General features: G+C 68.1%; 15 protein-coding genes. 6 read left to right on the top strand and 9 right to left on the bottom strand.

The window, feature by feature from the left end; genetic code table 11:
- Nucleotides 1-35: 35 nt before the first annotated feature.
- The 8 genes from ACWDTI_RS06865 to ACWDTI_RS06830 all read right to left on the bottom strand — a co-directional run bounded on the left by ACWDTI_RS06865 (nt 36) and on the right by ACWDTI_RS06830 (nt 10,546).
- On the bottom strand, nt 36-1,658 hold the full coding sequence (locus tag ACWDTI_RS06865; RefSeq protein ID WP_449737291.1) for a DUF222 domain-containing protein: 1,623 nt from the start codon (nt 1,656-1,658) through the stop codon (nt 36-38).
- A gap of 550 nt (nt 1,659-2,208) precedes the next feature.
- Entirely contained in the window at nt 2,209-2,718 is a 510-nt protein-coding gene (locus tag ACWDTI_RS06860; RefSeq protein ID WP_449737290.1) for a class F sortase, read from the bottom strand.
- A gap of 100 nt (nt 2,719-2,818) precedes the next feature.
- Nucleotides 2,819-3,235 (bottom strand): hypothetical protein, encoded by a 417-nt coding sequence (locus tag ACWDTI_RS06855; protein WP_449737289.1) that lies wholly within the window; start codon nt 3,233-3,235, stop codon nt 2,819-2,821.
- Nucleotides 3,236-5,096: 1,861 nt separating this feature from the next.
- A complete protein-coding gene (locus ACWDTI_RS06850; protein ID WP_449737288.1) occupies nt 5,097-5,819 on the bottom strand; it encodes a sirohydrochlorin chelatase in 723 nt (240 codons plus the stop codon).
- Nucleotides 5,816-7,111: a sulfate adenylyltransferase subunit 1 gene (locus ACWDTI_RS06845; RefSeq protein WP_449737287.1), complete on the bottom strand. Its 1,296-nt coding sequence runs from the start codon at nt 7,109-7,111 to the stop codon at nt 5,816-5,818. Before ACWDTI_RS06845 ends, ACWDTI_RS06850 begins: the two co-directional genes overlap by 4 nt.
- Nucleotides 7,111-8,061: a sulfate adenylyltransferase subunit CysD gene (gene cysD / locus ACWDTI_RS06840; protein ID WP_449737286.1), complete on the bottom strand. Its 951-nt coding sequence runs from the start codon at nt 8,059-8,061 to the stop codon at nt 7,111-7,113. Before cysD ends, ACWDTI_RS06845 begins: the two co-directional genes overlap by 1 nt.
- Nucleotides 8,040-8,798 (bottom strand): phosphoadenylyl-sulfate reductase, encoded by a 759-nt coding sequence (locus tag ACWDTI_RS06835; RefSeq protein ID WP_449737285.1) that lies wholly within the window; start codon nt 8,796-8,798, stop codon nt 8,040-8,042. The genes cysD and ACWDTI_RS06835 overlap by 22 nt, the downstream gene beginning before the upstream one ends.
- Nucleotides 8,795-10,546 carry a nitrite/sulfite reductase gene (locus ACWDTI_RS06830; protein WP_449737284.1) on the bottom strand — a complete coding sequence of 584 codons (1,752 nt, stop codon included), beginning with the start codon at nt 10,544-10,546 and terminating at the stop codon, nt 8,795-8,797. The genes ACWDTI_RS06835 and ACWDTI_RS06830 overlap by 4 nt, the downstream gene beginning before the upstream one ends.
- 369 nt (nt 10,547-10,915) lie before the next feature.
- On the opposite strand from ACWDTI_RS06830, the gene hemW reads away from it, so the two are divergent.
- Both hemW and ACWDTI_RS06820 read left to right on the top strand, forming a co-directional pair.
- Complete coding sequence (gene hemW, locus ACWDTI_RS06825; protein WP_449737283.1) at nt 10,916-12,130, top strand: radical SAM family heme chaperone HemW; 1,215 nt, start codon at nt 10,916-10,918, stop codon at nt 12,128-12,130.
- Between the two features lie 203 nt (nt 12,131-12,333).
- The gene (locus ACWDTI_RS06820) at nt 12,334-13,110 is read left to right on the top strand and encodes an SDR family oxidoreductase (protein ID WP_449737282.1); all 777 of its coding nucleotides are present in this window, start codon (nt 12,334-12,336) and stop codon (nt 13,108-13,110) included.
- A gap of 26 nt (nt 13,111-13,136) precedes the next feature.
- On the opposite strand, the gene ACWDTI_RS06815 is transcribed toward ACWDTI_RS06820, so the two are convergent.
- Nucleotides 13,137-13,604: a type II toxin-antitoxin system VapB family antitoxin gene (locus ACWDTI_RS06815; RefSeq protein WP_449737281.1), complete on the bottom strand. Its 468-nt coding sequence runs from the start codon at nt 13,602-13,604 to the stop codon at nt 13,137-13,139.
- Nucleotides 13,605-13,710: 106 nt separating this feature from the next.
- Here ACWDTI_RS06815 and hrcA point away from each other — a divergent pair, with 106 nt between their 5' ends.
- From hrcA to ACWDTI_RS06795, 4 genes are all read left to right on the top strand, one after another.
- Nucleotides 13,711-14,745, top strand: coding sequence for a heat-inducible transcriptional repressor HrcA (gene hrcA / locus ACWDTI_RS06810; protein WP_449737280.1), 1,035 nt, complete (start codon nt 13,711-13,713; stop codon nt 14,743-14,745).
- 83 nt (nt 14,746-14,828) lie between these two features.
- On the top strand, nt 14,829-15,989 hold the full coding sequence (gene dnaJ / locus ACWDTI_RS06805) for a molecular chaperone DnaJ (RefSeq protein ID WP_449737279.1): 1,161 nt from the start codon (nt 14,829-14,831) through the stop codon (nt 15,987-15,989).
- A 15-nt stretch (nt 15,990-16,004) separates the two neighbouring features.
- The gene (locus ACWDTI_RS06800) at nt 16,005-16,754 is read left to right on the top strand and encodes a 16S rRNA (uracil(1498)-N(3))-methyltransferase (protein WP_449737278.1); all 750 of its coding nucleotides are present in this window, start codon (nt 16,005-16,007) and stop codon (nt 16,752-16,754) included.
- 4 nt (nt 16,755-16,758) lie between these two features.
- Nucleotides 16,759-17,547, top strand: a complete 789-nt coding sequence (locus ACWDTI_RS06795; RefSeq protein WP_449737277.1) for an alpha/beta hydrolase family protein — start codon at nt 16,759-16,761, stop codon at nt 17,545-17,547.
- Nucleotides 17,548-17,605: the final 58 nt, after the last annotated feature.

The following is a 17,605-nucleotide window of genomic DNA, read 5'->3' as shown; positions in this document are numbered from 1 at the left end:
GTGACGTGATGCGGCGCCTCGCTGAGCCGTCGCACTCAGAACGGTGGTGGCGGTCCGTCGTGGTGGCGTTTGTGGTTGCGGTTCCTCTCTGCCCGCCTGCGGGCGTGTTTGTTCGCCGTCCGAGTCCGGGTGCGGGTCGGCCGTGCTATCGGTGGCGGCGCATCGTGGGGTGGGGCTTGGGGTCGGGCGGTGAACCGGATACGACGCAGGCCGGGGAAGAGGTCTTCCATCGTTTCGGCCTCGCCCGGGATCACCAGCCCCTCGGGGGTGACGGTCTCGGTGCACAGGCGGCCGTCATCGTCGCGCGACATGTCATCGAGCCACTGGCCGAACGTTTTCAGCAAATGCCAGGGCCGGCATTTCGGGTTCATGTTCTCCGAGGTGGTCTGCCCACCGGCGGATGGATCGTGGTGGTCGTATTCGGCGACGTGATCGCCATCGCACTGCCACGCACTTGTCCCGCAGCCGGGTTCGGTGCAGTAGCCGTGCCGGATGCGGATGAACTCATCCAGTGCGGTGCTGGGCCGGTAGGGGTCCGAGGGGATCGACCCGGGCAGGGTGAAGGACCCGTCGGGGTCCATCGGGGTGCCCGGCGGCACCAGATACGAGATCCGCGCGTCCGGACGGGCCGCCAATTCACGGACGTGGGCGTCGTCGATGACGCCGTGTCCGTCCATGAAGCCCGGGTTGTTCGCCCGACCGGCCATGGTGGCTTCGTCACACACGACGTGGATGACGACCCGCGGCGCGACCGGCACCAGCGCCGTTGACGCCGCGGGACTGTCGGTGAGGTCGAGGGTGGGTGCGGTGACCGGGCAGTCGTCGCGGCCGCATTCACAACTGAAGTCGGTGCCCGAGAGCAACGCGAACTCGGCATCGGAGAGTCGCTGGTTCTTGGTGCGTCCGTCGTGTTCGCACACCCGGCCGGCGACCGCCTCGATGTTCGCAAACGCGATCCGGGCGTTCTCCGCCGACATCACCGCGGCAAGTTCGGCGGTGCCGTCGCCACGGTTGTCCACCCACACCCCACGCTTGTCCAGGGCGTCCTTGCGACGCTCCCGCACCGCGTCGGGATCGTGGCGGAAGATGATCCGGTCGACCATGTCCCGCAACCGTTGCGTCGAATAGGTGCCTGCGCGCAGTCGTTGGGCGATCTCGGCGTCAACCTGCGGGCTGTAGGACTGGCCGTCGATCAGGTCGGTGTCGAGAATGATCTGGCGGGCCTGGGCGGGGCTGATCACCCCGTCCCCGAGGCACTCGAACACCTCGGGCAACCGGTCGCGCAGGGCGATCGCGTCGGTGAGCAACCGCTCGGCCAGATACCGGGTGATGGTGAGTACGTGGGCGATGCGAGTGGCGGCGTCGGCGAACCCGTCCACGACGAACCCGTCGGTGTCTTCGCGGGCGGCGACATACCGGTCGTAGAGGGTCGCGGCGTAGCGGTATTCGCGGTAGGCGAGATGGGACTGGCCGCGGTGCAGTTCGCGCATGCCGGTGAGCAGGGTGTTGGTCGGTGCTTGGTCGACGGTGTCGAGTGCGATGTCCCCGGCAAAGGTGTCCGGCAGCTCATGCCACACCGACGGTGTGGTGGGTGAACCGGCAGACGCGGACACGACAGGCCTTTCAGAGATGCGGGCATGACAGCAGGACAACCACATTCATCTCTGACTCGTGCACCACCCGACAGCGCGGTGGTGCGGCCCCTCGTTCTCTTTTTCCTGCTGACAACAACCTATAACAGGGGTATGACAAGTTGCTTCGCGTGAGGCAGGGGTCTCGATACGCGTCGGCCTCGCTGCGCTCGGTCGTCGCTACTCGACCGGCGGGGCGGGCGTGCGGGGGCGGGTGCGCGGGGCCGGCGCGCGAGGTCTCGATACGCGTCGGCCTCGCTGCGCTCGGACGTCGCTACTCGACCGGCGGGGCAGGCGGGCGGGGTGAAGGCGTGTGGGGGTCTCGATACGCGTCGGCCTTGCTGCGCTCGGTCGTCGCTACTCGACCAGCGGGGCCGGCGTGCGGGGGCGGGTGCGCGGGGCCGGCGTGTGGGGTCTCGATACGCGTCGGCCTCGCTGCGCTCGGTCGTCGCTACTCGACCGTCGGGGAGAGCTCCTCGCCGATCGAGTAAGTGAGGAGCTTGCGACGAACGCATCGAGATCAACTGTCACCCAGAGGAAGTGGGCTCCACGCACGCCGCTGAACAAGCTCAGGCCGTCAGCGGCGGGACGACGCAACAAGCTCCGCTTCGACGACCAGATTGTCGTCGGTCAGACCGCCGTCTGGCATCAGTCGACATGTCACGATGAGTAGTCGGCCAGGAACGTTCTGACGCATGACCGCTGCGCGCTGGACCTCGCCGTGACGGCCAAAGGAATGGACCGATGACACCTGATACGTCAACTTGCCGTTGGCGTTCCATAGGTCGATCCGGTCGCCGACTGTCGCGTCACCGAGGTTGTCGAAGACCCCGACACCGTTGACCACCGAGTGTCCCGCGAGAAAAGTCGTTCCGCGAGAATCAGTTCCGGGTGCCGCGCGACATTCGAGCCAGTAAGGATCGAGCAGTGTCGGCGGATTGACGACGGGGCAGGAACTCTCCGGCAGTGTCCGGACAATGCGGTCGACGCCGATGGACGGGATGGCGAGTCTCGTCGGAGCGCCCGCAGGCACCGGATCGTGCGAGTTCGCGGTGGCCTGCATCAACTCCGCGTGTGGATTCGACACCGCCGCCGGCGTTCGAGCATTGACATCATCCGTGGCAGTGCACCCGGCAACTGCAATCACGGCCACAGTTGCCAATACCGCCCGGGCGAGTGTCGATGGCCTAACGGGTGCCACGACGCCTGCGACGCAGGATCGCCGCACCCACCAGAACCGCGCCGCCGATTCCGACGGCGGGGGTGCCGGCACCCGGTGTCGGATTGTCCTCGTGTTCGACGACGCCGGTCTCGAACGTCAGTGGTCCGCTTGACGACGTGTCGGAGGTCGCGCCGCCGAACACGGGAGGCGTTGTGCCGTTGGGAGATACGCCGCCACTCGGAAGCCCGACGCTACCGCTCGGCGACGTCGATGAGTCGCCGCCCGACATCGGCTGTGCACCGTGGTCGCCGGAGATGCCGGGTAGCGTCCACACCAACGGGACATCCGACCGCAGCGGGGGGAACTCGATTGTCGGCGCAACGCCTCCCGGACTACCGGTATCGATGGAGACGCCGGGTGGGGCCGGAGTGTCGCCGGGCACGTCTACGGGTGTGTCCGTGTCGGTCTCCTCGTCGCCAGTGAGATCGCCTAGGCCACAGTCCTTGTCACCGGAGTTGCCTCCGTCAGCATGGTGGTCTATGTCGCCACGCGGGCCGCCTTGGTCGCCTTTGTCGCCACGGGGGCCATCGTGGTCTCTGCTGCCGTGTGAGGTTTCGTGGTGACCCGTGCCGCGGGTGGGATGCTCGCCCGGGCTTCCGGCCTGTCCGCCTGGTCCCGAATCGGCCGGCCCGCAATCGACGTCGCTGCCGGAGCCCGATGGGCTGTGCGGGCGACTGCCGCCCGCGGGACTGCCGTGGTCTTGCGGCCCGCCGTGAACCTTCGATCCGCCGTGATCATGTGCATTGCCATGGCCTTTCGGCGCCGTGTGGTCGCTGTGGGCGGCGTGCCCACCGCCAGGGCGATCGGCGTCACTCTCGTTCGCGTCCCTTTCTCCGTCCCCGGCGCAGCTTTCGTCGGGACCGCCAGCTGGGCCGCCCGAGCCCGGTCCACCCGACCCCGGTCCACCCGACCCCGAACCGCCTGAGCCGGACCCTGAACCGCCTGAGCCGCCTGAGCCGGACCCCGAACCGCCCGAGCCGGACCCGGCGGGGCCGCCCGATCCGCCGGCGCCGCCGCAAGGTCCCCCGGTGCCGCCCGCAGGTCCCCCTGAACCACCGCTGCCGCCGGATCCGCCAGTCGGGACCACCGGGAGTGTCGGACCTCCGGCAGCATCGCCGCGCCTTTTGTCGCCATCCCCAGCCGGGTGGGCGCGCTTGGAGTGCTCGCTACCGACCGGTGTGCTGCTGTGCGGCAGGCCGTTCCATGATTCGCCGGTGGTGTCGCCGCCGAAGCGGACATCACGCCGCACAACGTCGCCGGCGCCATCGTGCGACGGCGGACGTCCGTCGGATGTCCCACCGATGTCCGAGCTAGGCGCGCCTGCCGAGTTCGATGATCCTCCCGAGGTTGACGTACCTTCGTCGTGATCAGAGGTGTCGTGTGCACTCGACGCCGTGGGGGTGCGCCCGCTCGCCATGCCGTCCGGTGTCGGAGATGAAACATGCTTCTCATCAGAGGGTTTCACGCCGACGGGGTTCATGTGCGAATTGGCGGTATCGGGTTCATACGGGTGCTTGTCGACCGGCGCCGTTTCGGTGCATCCACATCGAGACTCGGTTCGGTCGCCGGCGCTGTCGGTCGGTTTGGTGACGGCGTCGGTGGTGTCGCTGCCGCTCGGGGACGAGTTGCCGGAACCCGCGTCGTGTCCGGGCCTCGCCGGATGCATGCCCTGATCCTGGGCGGCAGAGCCGGGAGCGTTCGATGGTGGAGTGCCCGAAACGGTTCCGTCACCAGGGGTTTCAGCAGACGGCTGTGGGTTTGGATGGCCCGTCGACGACTGACCGTGACGTGATGACGCGCTGCCACCAGCGCCCCTCGGCGCGGCGGAGTCTGCACCGCTCGGTGGCGACGTCACTCCGGATGACAACCCGCCAGTGCCAGAACTGTGACTCGAGGCACCGCCCGACACGGAACTTCCCGCATGGCCGCCTGCACCGCCCTCGGCTCCGGGCGTTGCGTGCGCGGTCGCAGCGGGAGCAGCCAGAACCACTCCGGTGGCCGCCCACACCAGTGCCAAGCGCGCACGGCGCACCGACCTCGAATCCATTGCAACCCCCCGCTAGTTGCTACCGCAGCGCGGCACCCCCCCCGACAGAGCCACAAAGCGCTGGTCGGCGTTGCAAACCAGCATTCCATGGCCTCTGAACGGTGAGACTAGCACCCGCAAAGTCCGAATGTCGGAGTGAGCGCGTCCATCCCGGTTTGGACCTGCGTTGTCGACAGCAGATCAGTGAACCGGCAGATCAGTGAACCGGCAGTCCTTCCGCCCGATTCGCGACGCTCATGTACGAGGCCACAATGGAGTCGATCAGCACCGAGTGCGTACCGATGGGACCGGCGACCAGCGAACCTGGCGCCAGATCGTCGAGGGCGTCTTCGACGCGTTCGGTGAGCAATCCCGCCGACAGGAAGTAGGGGCTCACCACGACACGCGTGGTACCGGCGTTGCGCAGTCGTCGAATCGCGGTACGTAGCGCGATGTTTCCGGTACCGAGTCGAGTCGCGTAGACGACCTCCACGGGCTTGTGGAGCATCGTCGACAATTCGATCGCACGACGCCGGACAACGAGATCGGCAGCGGTATTGGTGGAACCGACGGCGGTCACCACGATGCCGTCGCCGTCGACGAGCCCGGCTTCAAGGAGTCGATCGGCCAGCGCGGCAGTCAGATTGGTGGAACCGACCACCTCGGTGCGCCGTACAGGGTTACGGGCGTGCGCGGCGATGATCGCCGGCAGGTCGATCTCGCTGTGGTAGCCGGGTGCGAGGAGCAGTGGTACGACCACCGCTTCCCCCGGCATGCCCGCCAGCGCTTCGCCGACCGACGGTTCGTCGAGATCGAGGTAGCTCAGCGAGACGTCGACGTCCGGCAGTCGCTGTGACACCGCACGACGCACTCGCCGCGCGGTGTCACCGAACCGCGGATCACGACTCCCGTGTGCGACGAGCAGGAGCGTCGGACTCACACCAACTCTTTGAGATGCAGCGGCGAGAGTGCGTCGCCGACCAGGCCGGCGGCCAGCGTGTTACCGCCCTGCGGATCGATCAGCAGGAAGCTGCCCGACTCGCGGTTGACCTGGTAGTCGTCGGCGGCGATAGGCTCGGCCGTCTGCAGCGCGATCCGGCCGATCTGGTTGAGCTCCACGGTTTCCGGCGCGTCGATCAGGGTCAGGTTCTGCTCGTCGAAGAGGACGTCGAGCCCGCCGACGATGGCCTGCGTGGTCTTGGTGCCGTGCTTGAGGAGGAGCCGGGCGCCGGGGCGCAGCGGCTTCTCGGCCAGCCAGCACACGGTTGCGGTGAACTGCTGCAACGGTTCCGGTGCATCCTCGGCGCTCGCGATGAGGTCACCGCGGGAGATGTCGACGTCGTCGGCGAGCAGGATCGTGACGCTGCGACCGGTGTGCGCGGTGGCGAGATCGCCGTCGGCGGTGTCGATCTTGGTCACGGTCGTCCGGTTGCCCGACGGCAGCACGACGACCTCGTCGCCGACGGACACACGGCCGGCGGCGATCTGGCCCGCGTAGCCGCGGTAGTCGGGGAATTCCGCTGTGCGCGGCCGGATCACGTACTGCACCGGGAAACGGAGTCCCACATGCTTGCGGTCGGTCACATTCGGCACGGTCTCGAGGTGCTCGATCAACGTGGGGCCGTCGTAGTAGGGGGTGTTGGCCGAGCGGGACGCCACGTTGTCGCCGTGCAGCGCCGACACCGGGATGGCCTGCACCTGATCGGCCGACCAGCCGAGCGTGTGGGTCAGTTCGGCGAACTCCGCGGAGATCTCCGCAAAGACGGTCGCCGGATCGTCGACGAGGTCGATCTTGTTGACCGCCAACACCAGCTGAGGCACGCCGAGCAGCGCCATCACCGCGGCATGCCGGCGGGTCTGCGCGACGACACCGTTGCGGGCATCGACGAGCAGCATCACCAGCTGCGCGGTCGACGCGCCGGACACCGTGTTGCGGGTGTACTGGACATGGCCGGGAGTGTCGGCGAGCACGAATGACCGTGCAGGCGTGGCGAAGTAGCGATAGGCCACGTCGATCGTGATGCCCTGCTCACGCTCGGCGCGCAGGCCGTCGACGAGCAGCGACAGGTCGGGGCCCTCGAGACCGCGATCCACCGACGCACGGGTGACCGCGTCGATCTGGTCGGCGAGAACGGATTTCGTGTCGTAGAGCAGACGGCCGACGAGGGTGGACTTGCCGTCGTCGACGCTGCCCGCGGTGGCGATGCGGAGGAGGTCGGGGGAGTGGGTCATCAGAAGTATCCTTCGCGTTTGCGGTCTTCCATGGCGGCCTCGGAGACGCGGTCGTCGCCGCGGGTGGCGCCGCGTTCGGTCAGCCGCGATGCGGCGACCTCGGCCAGTACGGCCTCGTTGGTGGCGGCGTCTGACAGCACGGCACCGGTCGAGGACCCGTCGCCGACGGTGCGGTAGCGCACCGAGAGTCGTTGCACCTCTTCGTTCTCACGAGGTCCGCCCCACACGCCGGCGGTCATCCACATGCCGTCACGCTGATAGACGTCACGCTCGTGGGCATAGTAGATCGACGGCAGCAGCACCTGCTCGCGGGCGATGTAGCGCCACACGTCGAGTTCGGTGAAGTTGGACAGCGGGAAGACACGCACGTGCTCGCCCGGAGAATGCTTGCCGTTGTACAGGTTCCACAGCTCGGGACGCTGACGCTTCGGATCCCACTGTCCGAAAGCGTTGCGCAGCGAGAAGATCCGTTCCTTGGCACGTGACCGTTCCTCATCGCGGCGACCGCCGCCGAACACCGCGTCGAAGCGGTTCTCGGTGATCGCGTCGAGCAGCGGGATGGTCTGCAGCGGGTTACGCACGCCGTCGGGACGCTCGGTCAGGCGACCGTCGGCGAGGTAGTCCTCGACCTTGGCGACGTGCAGGCGAAGTCCGTAACGTTCGACGACCTGATCGCGGAACTCGAGGACCTCGGGCAGGTTGTGTCCGGTGTCGACGTGCAGCAGCGAGAAGGGCAGCGGCGCAGGCCAGAATGCCTTGAGGGCCAGATGTAGCAGGACGGTGGAGTCCTTGCCGCCGGAGAACAGGATCACCGGGCGCTCGAACTCGCCGGCAACCTCGCGGAAGATGTGGATCGCTTCGGACTCGAGCGCGTCGAGGGTGCTGAAGTCGTCGGCGGCCGCTGTGTCAATGGTGGTCTCGGTGATGGTCATGATGCGTGCAGCCCACATTCTGTCTTGGCGCGGCCGGCCCAGCGGCCGCTGCGCGGATCGGATCCGGGTTCGGGTTTGGCGGTGCACGGGGCGCAGCCGATCGACGGATAGCCTTCGTCGACGAGCGGATTGACGAGCACCCCGTTGGTGTCGATGTAGTCCTGCATGGTGTCGTCCGACCACGGCGCGATCGGATTGATCTTGACCAGTCCGAAGCCCTCGTCGAACGAGATCAGCGGCGCGTTCGCCCGGGTGGGCGCCTCGACGCGACGGATACCGGTGACCCAGGCGTCGTAGCCGGACAGGCCGGTCTTGAGCGGGACGACCTTGCGCAGCCGGCAGCATTCGCCTGGATCGCGGGCAAACAGGTTGCGGCCCAACAGTTCGTCCTGCTCGGCGACGGTGTGCTCGGGCGTCAGGTTGACCATCTCGACGCCGTAGACCTGCTCGACGGCGTCCCGCGTGCCGATGGTCTCGGCGAAGTGGTAGCCGGTGTCGAGGAACAGCACCTTGACCGGTGCCCCGCCGAGCAGTTCGCGGTCGACATGCTTGACCGCGAGATCGACCAGCGCCGCGTCCTGCATGTTCGACGCGACGACGAAGTTGTCGCCGAAGGTCTCCGCGGTCCAGCGCAGGAGCTCCTCGGGGCTCGCGTCCGCGCCGAGGTCACGGGCACCGCGTTCGGCGATCGCGCGGAGTTCGTCGGGGCTGAAACGGCGCTCGGTGCCCGCGGCGGATTGGGTGGGCGTGCTCATCGCAGTGCCTCCTCGTCGGCGCGAACGGCCCACTGCGCGAACCGTTCTCCGTCATGTTTCTGGTCCACGTAGTTGCGCACCACCCGCTCGATGTAGTCGCCGAGTTCGGTGGAGTTGACCTTGTGCTGACGCAGCTTGCGGCCGAAACCGGCGTCCTGCCCGAGGCTGCCGCCCAGGTGCACCTGGAAGCCCTCGGTCTGACCGCCCTCGCCGTCTTCGACGAGCTGGCCCTTGAAACCGATGTCGGCGATCTGCGACCGCGCGCACGAATTGGGGCAGCCGTTGATGTTCACCGTGACCGGGACGTCGAGTTGCGCGTTGATGTCGGCCAGGCGCTCCTCGAGTTCCGGCACGAGCACCTGCGACCGTTTGCGGGTCTCCACGAAGGACAGCTTGCAGAACTCGATACCGCTGCAGGCCATCAGGTTTCGTCGCCAGTTCGAGGCCCGGGCCTGCAGCCCGAGCGGGGCGAGTTCGGCGATGAGCTGCTCGACCTTGTCGTCGGGCACGTCGAGCACGACCAGCTTCTGGTAGGGCGTGAAGCGGATGCGGTCGGACCCGACCCGCTCGGCGGCCTCGGCGACGGCGGTCAGCTTGGTGCCGGTGACGCGACCGGCGATGGCGGCGAAGCCGACCGAGTTCAGTCCGTTCTTGAGCTTCTGCACGCCGACGTGATCGCGCGGCTGGGTCAGCGGTTCGGGCGCCGGCCCGTCGATCAGCTTGCGGCCCAGATACTCATCCTCGAGGACCTGACGAAACTTCTCGATGCCCCAGTCCTTGATGAGGAACTTCAGGCGGGCCTTGGCGCGCAGTCGGCGGTAGCCGTAGTCGCGGAAGATGGCGACCACGCCCTCCCACACATCGGGCACCTCGTCGAGCGGAATCCACGCGCCGACGCGCTGCGCGAGCATCGGATTGGTGGACAGGCCGCCGCCGACCCAGAGGTCGAGGCCCGGCCCGTGCTCGGGATGGTTGACGCCGATGAAGGCGACGTCGTTGGTCTCGTGCGACACGTCCTGCAGGCCGGAGATGGCGGTCTTGAACTTGCGCGGCAGGTTCGAGTACTGCGGATCGCCGATGTAGCGGCGCACGATCTCGTCGATGGCCGGGGTTGGGTCGAGGACCTCGTCGACGGCCTCGCCGGCGAGCGGCGAGCCGAGGATGATGCGCGGGCAGTCGCCGCACGCCTCGGTGGTCTTGAGACCGACTCCCTCGATGCGCTCCCAGATCGTCGGGACGTCCTCGATGCGAATCCAGTGGTACTGGACGTTCTCACGGTCGGACAGGTCGGCGGTGTCGCGGGCGAACTCGGTGGAGATCTGGCCCAGCGTGCGCAGCTGTTCGACGTTGAGCGCACCCGCGTCGCAGCGGATTCGCATCATGAAGTGGCTGTCCTCGAGGATGTCGATGTTCTCGTCACCGGTCCAGGTGCCGTCGTAGCCCTCCTTGCGCTGGGTGTAGAGACCCCACCAGCGCATGCGGCCGCGCAGATCCTGCTTGTCGATCGAGTCGAAGCCCTGCTTGCTGTAGATGTTCTCGATGCGGGCCCGGACGTTGAGCGGGTTGTCGTCCTTCTTGACCTGCTCGTTCGGGTTCAGCGGCTCGCGGTAGCCGAGCTTCCACTGTCCCTCCGCGCGGCGTTTGGTCGGGCGGGGCTTACGGGCCGGACGCTCGCGCTTGGGCTCGGCGGCAGGTGCCGTCGAGACGTCGTCGCTGGTCACGGAAAGTTCGTCGGTGGTGGACGTCATGAAGTCTCCTGGGCCGACGCGGGCACGCGTCAGCGATCACATGGAACGTGGGCTGGAAACGTGCCGGCATACCCGCGGCAGCGGGAACTCCTCAGGGCCAAACCGTCGACAAGACGGCGAACACGTCGTCTAGAGACGACAGTTCGCGCTGCAGACGCGCTTGAGATCAATGTGGCGACGCGCGGCCAGCCACACACCCGGGGAAGTCACGCCGTACATAGTGCCATGTCCACCCTTGCCGCGTCTACTTGCGATTATTTTTCTTCACGATGAGGCAAAGCCCCTTCGATGGTTCTTCGGGGCGGCCCGATGTTGGGTTCAAGGCAGGTGGAGGTGGCCGTATTCCCGTCCGCGCGCATCATGGAGGGCGTGCCCGCCCAGCCCGTGTCCACCGTGGACGTTCCCGACGAAGAAGCCGTCAAGGCCGCGTGCGCCGCCGTCGACCCGGCGACGCCGTTCGGGCTGTATCTGCACGTACCGTTCTGCGCGACCCGGTGCGGATACTGCGATTTCAACACCTACACGGCCGGTGAGCTGGGCTCGTCGTCGTCGCCGGAGTCGTGGCAGTCGGCTGTGGCACACGAACTCGACACCGCCGCGCGGCTACTGGCGCCCACCCGAGAGGTCTCCACGATCTTCGTCGGCGGCGGCACCCCGTCGCTGCTCGGCGCCACCGGGCTGACCCGTCTGCTCGACACGGTCCGTGACCACTTCGAGCTCGCCGACGACGCCGAGGTGACCACTGAGTCCAACCCGGAATCGACGTCACCCGAGTTCTTCGCGGGACTGCTCGAGGCGGGGTTCACCCGGATCTCGCTCGGCATGCAGTCGGCCGCGCCGCACGTGCTGGCCACGCTGGATCGCACCCACACACCGGGCCGGGCGGTCGCCGCCGCACGAGAGGCGGCCGCGGCGGGCTTCGGTCACATCAACCTCGACCTGATCTACGGCACGCCCGGCGAGTCCGACGACGATCTGCACACGAGCCTCGACGCCGTCCTGTCCACCCCGGTGGACCACGTCTCGGCGTACGCGCTGATCGTCGAGGACGGTACCGCCCTGGCCCGCCGGATCCGACGGGGCGAACTCCCGGCGCCCGACGACGACGTCCTGGCCGACCGCTACCGCATCCTCGACGAGCGGCTGTCGGGCGACGGATTCGACTGGTACGAGGTGTCGAACTGGGCGCGCACCGATGCGGCCCGCTGCCGGCACAACCTCGCCTACTGGTACAGCCACGACTGGTGGGGTATCGGCCCGGGCGCACATTCCCATGTCGGCGGCGTGCGGTGGTGGAACATCAAGCATCCGGCCCGCTACGCAGATGCGCTTGCCGCACAACATCTTCCGATCGCCGGGCAGGAGATGCTCTCGGCCGAGGATCGGCACGTGGAGGCGGTCATGCTGACCGCCCGCTGCCGGACCGGGCTTGCCGTCGACACGCTGGACGTCGTCGAGAATGCGTGTGCGGCAGGTCTTGTCGAGCGTGGACTGTTGCGACTCGACGGTGACGTCTACGTGCTCACCGACGCCGGACGACTCCTCGCCGACGGGGTCGTCCGCGACATCCTCACCGCATCCTGACTCGCGACCAACCGGCGCTGTCGGGTGCCGGTGAGAAAACACACCAAACACCTTGCCTACACACGGGATCTCATGTGCACATGGGGCAAACCGTGTGTGGATGGCACGGAACCCGCCGAATACCCGCCGCCTCTTGAACTTGAAGTCGGATTCAACTATACAGGTCGGAGACCTCAGTACCGTCCCGAAGGAGTGGCACCGACATGACAGCGCTCGACCTGACTGGCAAGACCGCCATCGTGACGGGAGCGTCGCGTGGCATCGGACTCGCCTCCGCGCAGGCCCTCGCCGACGCGGGTGCCAGCGTGGTGGTCACGTCCCGCAAGCAGGAGGCGGCCGACGCCGCCGCGGAGCAGATCGGCCACGGCGCGATCGGCATCGCGGCACACGCGGCCGAGGAGGACGCCGCGCGCTCCGCCGTCGAGCAGACCATCGAGCGTTTCGGGAGTCTGGACATCCTGGTCAACAACGCGGGCACCAATCCGGCGTTCGGTCCGGTGATCGAACAGACCCACGCGCAGTTCGCCAAGGTCATGGACGTGAACCTGTGGGCGCCCCTGATGTGGTCGGGGCTGGCCGCCAAGGCCTGGATGAGCGAGCACGGCGGCACGATCATCAACACCGCCTCGATCGGCGGGATGTCCCACGAACAGCACATCGGTCTCTACAACACGTCCAAGGCCGCGCTGATCTACCTGACCACCCAACTGGCGCTCGAACTCTCGCCGACGGTGCGGGTGAACGCGGTGGCGCCCGGCGTGGTTCGCACCAAACTCGCCGAGGCGCTCTGGAAGGAACACGAGGACGCGGTCGCCGGAGCCACCGCCCTCGGCCGCATCGGCGAGCCCGACGACGTCGCCGACGCCATCGTCTTCCTCGCCTCGGAGGCGTCGTCGTGGATGACCGGCGAAACCGTCGTCATCGACGGTGGTCAGCGGCACGGCGACGCGCGCCCGTTCCGCACCGCGCCCCTCGGCTGACGGATCGCGCCCGGTTCAGTTGCGGGTCACCATTGGCGGGTGGTCGGTGGCATCGTCCAGCCGGTGCTGCGTGAGCCGCGACGGTGCGCACCGCCGGTGCCGGACGTGGTGGTCGCGTCCCGGCCCGGTGCCGGCAACTGAGTGGTGTCGAGCAGATCTTCCACGGAATCGGCCGCGCCGGCCGCCGGGTCGAGGTCGAGTGCGTCGAGATCGAGCATGCGGGCGTGGATGACATGCCGGTTGCGCAGCGCCGAACGCACCGCCCGGTGCAGGCCGTCCTCCAGATAGAGGTCGCCACGCCACCGCACGACGTGCGAGAACAGGTCGCCGTAGAACGTGGAGTCCTCGCTCAGCAGCTTGTCGAGGGCCAGCACCTTGGTCACGGTGGTCAGTTCGTCGAGCCGGAACTGGCGCGGCGGGATCTTCGCCCATGCGCGGGCCGACAGGCCATGGTCGGGATAGGGCTTGCCCTCCCGAACCCCCTTGAAGATCATCCGGCGCTTCCTGATCCACCATGGTTCGTGTACGGGTTCGTAAGATGGTGACAACCACTCTAGAGATATGGCCTCGGTCAGTACCGACGAACTCAGGAGGTGCTCGGTGTCCAGCACGGACGATCGACGATTCGACATCCTGCGCGCGATCGTGACCGACTACGTCTCGACGCAGGAACCCATCGGGTCCAAGGCGCTGGTGGAGCGGCACCAGCTGGGCGTGTCCAGTGCGACCGTCCGCAACGACATGGCGGTCCTGGAAGCCGAGGGCTACATCGCGCAGCCACACACCAGCTCCGGACGGGTGCCCACCGACAAGGGTTACCGCATGTTCGTCGACCGGATCAGCGAGATCAAACCGCTGTCGGCGGCCGAACGCCGCGCGATCCTCTCGGTACTCGACTCCGGTGTCGATCTCGACGACGTCCTGCGCCGGTCGGTGAAGCTGCTGGCGCAGCTCACCCGTCAGGTGGCGGTCATCCAGTATCCGGTGCTCTCGACGGCCACGGTTCGCCATCTCGAGGTCGTGTCGCTGTCGCCGACCCGGCTGCTGCTCGTCGTCATCACCGACAACGGTCGCGTCGAGCAGCGCAACGTCGTCCTCGCCGACGAACTCAGCGAGGACGATTTCATCCGGTTGCGCGACATGTTCTCCGCCGCCCTGCACGGCAAGCGTCTCGAAGCGGCGTCCGCGTCGGTAGCCGAACTCGCGACCGACGCCCCGGCCGACATCCGTGACGCGGTCATCGCGGTGGCAACAGTCCTGGTGGAGACCCTCGTGGAGGGTGGCGACGACCGTCTCGTGCTCGGCGGGACGTCGAACCTCGCGCGGTCGGCGGCCGACTTCACACCGGTCGTCGGCGGGATGGACTCGGTGCTCGACGCACTCGAAGAGCAGGTGGTGGTGCTCAAGCTGCTGACCACCACACAGCGGATGGGGCGGGTGACCGTCCGGATCGGGGAAGAGACGCAGACGGAGAACCTCCGTGGCACGTCGGTGGTCTCGACAGGGTACGGTGCATCGGGCACGGTGTTCGGCAGTGTCGGCGTGGTCGGCCCCACACGCATGGACTATCCGGGAACAATCGCGTCGGTGGCAGCCGTTGCGAAGTATGTCGGCGAGGTCCTGTCGGAGCGGTGACCGCTGCGCAGACCGGGACCGCTGCGCAGACCGGACCGCCGGGCCGTGCGAAACCAAGTTGTAGATAAGGACCGATCAGAACCGTGGCACGTGACTATTACGGCATCTTGGGTGTGGCGCAGGGCGCCAGCGACCAGGAGATCAAACGCGCCTACCGCAAGAAGGCGCGGGAACTGCATCCCGACGTCAATCCGGGTCAGGAAGAACAGTTCAAAGAGGTCAGTACCGCATACGAGGTACTGAGCGACCCGGAGAAGCGACGTATCGTCGACGCCGGCGGCGACCCGCTCGCCGGCCCCGGGGCAGGCGGCTTCTCCGGCGGTTTCGGCAGCGGCGGTCTCGGTGATGTGTTCGAGGCGTTCTTCGGTTCCGGCAGCAGCTTCGGGGGTGGCGGTTTCGGTTCCGGTCGCGGACCGCGCAGCCGCGTACAGCCGGGTGAGCCCGCGCTCGTCGGTGTCGAACTCGATCTCGAGGAGTGCGCCGCCGGCGTCAACAAGGAGATCACGGTCGACACCGCCATCCTGTGCGACCTGTGCAAGGGCTCCGGCACCAACGGTGACACCAAACCCGTCTCGTGCGACACGTGCAAGGGTGCCGGCGAGATCCAGGCCGTGCAGCGGTCCTTCCTCGGTCAGGTGATGACCGTTCGGGAATGCCCGACCTGCCACGGGGTCGGCGAGATCATCCCCGATCCGTGCCACAAGTGCGGCGGCGACGGCCGTGTCCGGTCGCGGCGCACCATGACCGTGAAGATCCCGGCCGGCGTCGAGACCGGCATGCGGGTGCGGCTGGCGGCACAGGGCGAGGTCGGTCCCGGCGGAGGCCCCGCGGGCGACCTGTACGTCGAGGTCCACGAACGTCCACACGACGTGTTCGTCCGCGACAAGGACGACTTGCACTGCACCATCCGGGTGCCGATCGCCGACGCCGCGCTCGGCGCCGACATCGACGTCCCGACGATCCTCGACGGCACCGCCCACGTCACCATCGGTGCCGGCACCCAGCCCGGTCAGGTGGTCAAGGTCCGCGGTCAGGGCATGCCGCACCTGAACACCGGGGTGCGCGGCACCCTGCACGCCCATCTCGACGTCGTCGTGCCCACCAAGCTCGACCACGCCCAGACCGATGCGCTCAAGCGGCTGCGCGACGCCTCGCCCGAGCAGGTCGAGGTGGTCAGCTCGGCATCGTCGGGCGGGTCGGCCGGCTTGTTCTCCCGGCTGCGCAACGCCTTCGCCGGACGCTGAACGGGTCCGAATCCGGTGAGCCCACCGCTGTTCTGGGTCGACGAGGTACCGCCGGCCGGCTCGGACGTCACGCTCTGGGGTCCCGAGGGACGGCACGCGGTCACCGTCACCCGGTTGGCCGTGGGGGAGCCCGTCATCCTCGGTGACGGTCGAGGCGCCACGGCCCTCTGCGAGGTCGGCGCGATCCGCGGGAAGGACACGCTGATCGCCCAGGCCCACACCGTCAGCTTCACCGGGCCGCCGCGACCCCTGGTCACCGTCGTGCAGGCGTTGCCCAAGGCCGAGCGATCCGAACTCGCCGTCGACCTCGCCACCGAGGCCGGCGCCGACCGCATCGTCCCCTGGCAGGCCGCGCGCTGCGTCGCCCGGTGGACCGGCAAGTCGGAGAAGGGGCTCGCCAAGTGGACGGCGGCCGCGGCGGCGGCGGCAAAACAGAGCCGCCGTGCCTGGATCCCGGAGATCGCACCCCTGGCCACCACCACCGACGTCCGGGCGCGCTGCGCCGACGTGATCGGGGCCGGCGGTGTCGTCGCCGTCCTGCACGAGCACGGCGCGACGCCGATCCGCGACCTACCGCTCGACGACGTACCCGAGATCGTGTTGGTGATCGGGCCCGAAGGGGGCCTCGACGACACCGAGATCGCCGACCTGACCGCGCTCGGTGCGACGTCGGTGATCCTGGGTCCCGAGGTGCTCCGCACGTCGGCGGCCGCGGCCGTCGCCCTCGGCGCACTGGGTGTGCTCACCGGAAGGTGGACCCGATGAAACGGTGCACATTGTGAAGCGCTGCCCGGCACATCGCATCAAGGTCGAATACGGAAGTGAGCCATCACAATTCGGCCACATCTACCATCCGACCGACGGGCTGGGGCCGGACGGCGCGATCCCGCTCGTCGTGCTCATCCACGGCGGCTACTGGACCACTGAGTTCGCGCTCACCATCCAGACGGCGATCGCACGTCAGCTCACCGAGCGCGGTGCGGTGGTGTGGAACGTCGAGTACCGGCGCGTCGGCGAACCCGGCGGTGGGTGGCCGGGCACCGGACGCGACGTCGTGGCCGCGCTGCGGGCGCTCGACGGCCCGGTCGTCGACGCACTGCCCACCGATATCGCCGCGCGGCTCGACCGCAACTCGGTCGCCGTCGTCGGACATTCCGCCGGCGGACAGCTCGCGGTCTGGTCGGTGGCGCAACTGGGGGCCCGCACCGGCACCTGCACGATCCGCACCGTCATCGCCCAGTCCGCGGCCCTGGATCTCGAGGCCGGCGCCGACCGTCCGTCGATCCGGAATCTGCTCGGCCGCCCCGTCGACGAGATTCCGCATCGCTATTCCGAGGCCTCACCGATCCGGCAGGAACCGTTCGACGCGCACGTCATCGCCCTGCACGCCGAGAACGACACCGCGATTCCCGTCGAGTCCAGCCGCCGCTATGTCGAGCGGGTGAGCGCCCAGGGCCAGTCCGCGGAGCTGATCGTCGTACCCGGTGAGGGCCACGACGCGTTCGTCGACCCGCGCAGCGCCTGTGCACGCCGGACCGTCCGATTACTCGGTGTCTGACGTCGGACGAGCGCGTTAGACTGGCTGCATCCGGAGCTTGACCGGCCCACGACCCCTG

Source organism: Gordonia sp. NPDC003424 (assembly GCF_053588655.1).
Note: the sequence above shows the minus strand (reverse complement) of the source record. Positions and strands in the feature narration are given on the sequence as shown.

Bases quoted from the DNA above. Each gene is read 5' to 3' on its own strand.
- ACWDTI_RS06865 (WP_449737291.1), bottom strand. From the start codon at position 1,658: ATGTGGTTGTCCTGCTGTCATGCCCGCATCTCTGAAAGGCCTGTCGTG.
- ACWDTI_RS06845 (WP_449737287.1), bottom strand. From the start codon at position 7,111: ATGACCCACTCCCCCGACCTCCTCCGCATCGCCACCGCGGGCAGCGTC.
- cysD (WP_449737286.1), bottom strand. From the start codon at position 8,061: ATGTGGGCTGCACGCATCATGACCATCACCGAGACCACCATTGACACA.
- ACWDTI_RS06835 (WP_449737285.1), bottom strand. From the start codon at position 8,798: ATGAGCACGCCCACCCAATCCGCCGCGGGCACCGAGCGCCGTTTCAGC.
- ACWDTI_RS06830 (WP_449737284.1), bottom strand. From the start codon at position 10,546: ATGACGTCCACCACCGACGAACTTTCCGTGACCAGCGACGACGTCTCG.
- ACWDTI_RS06820 (WP_449737282.1), top strand. From the start codon at position 12,334: ATGACAGCGCTCGACCTGACTGGCAAGACCGCCATCGTGACGGGAGCG.
- ACWDTI_RS06815 (WP_449737281.1), bottom strand. From the start codon at position 13,604: ATGATCTTCAAGGGGGTTCGGGAGGGCAAGCCCTATCCCGACCATGGC.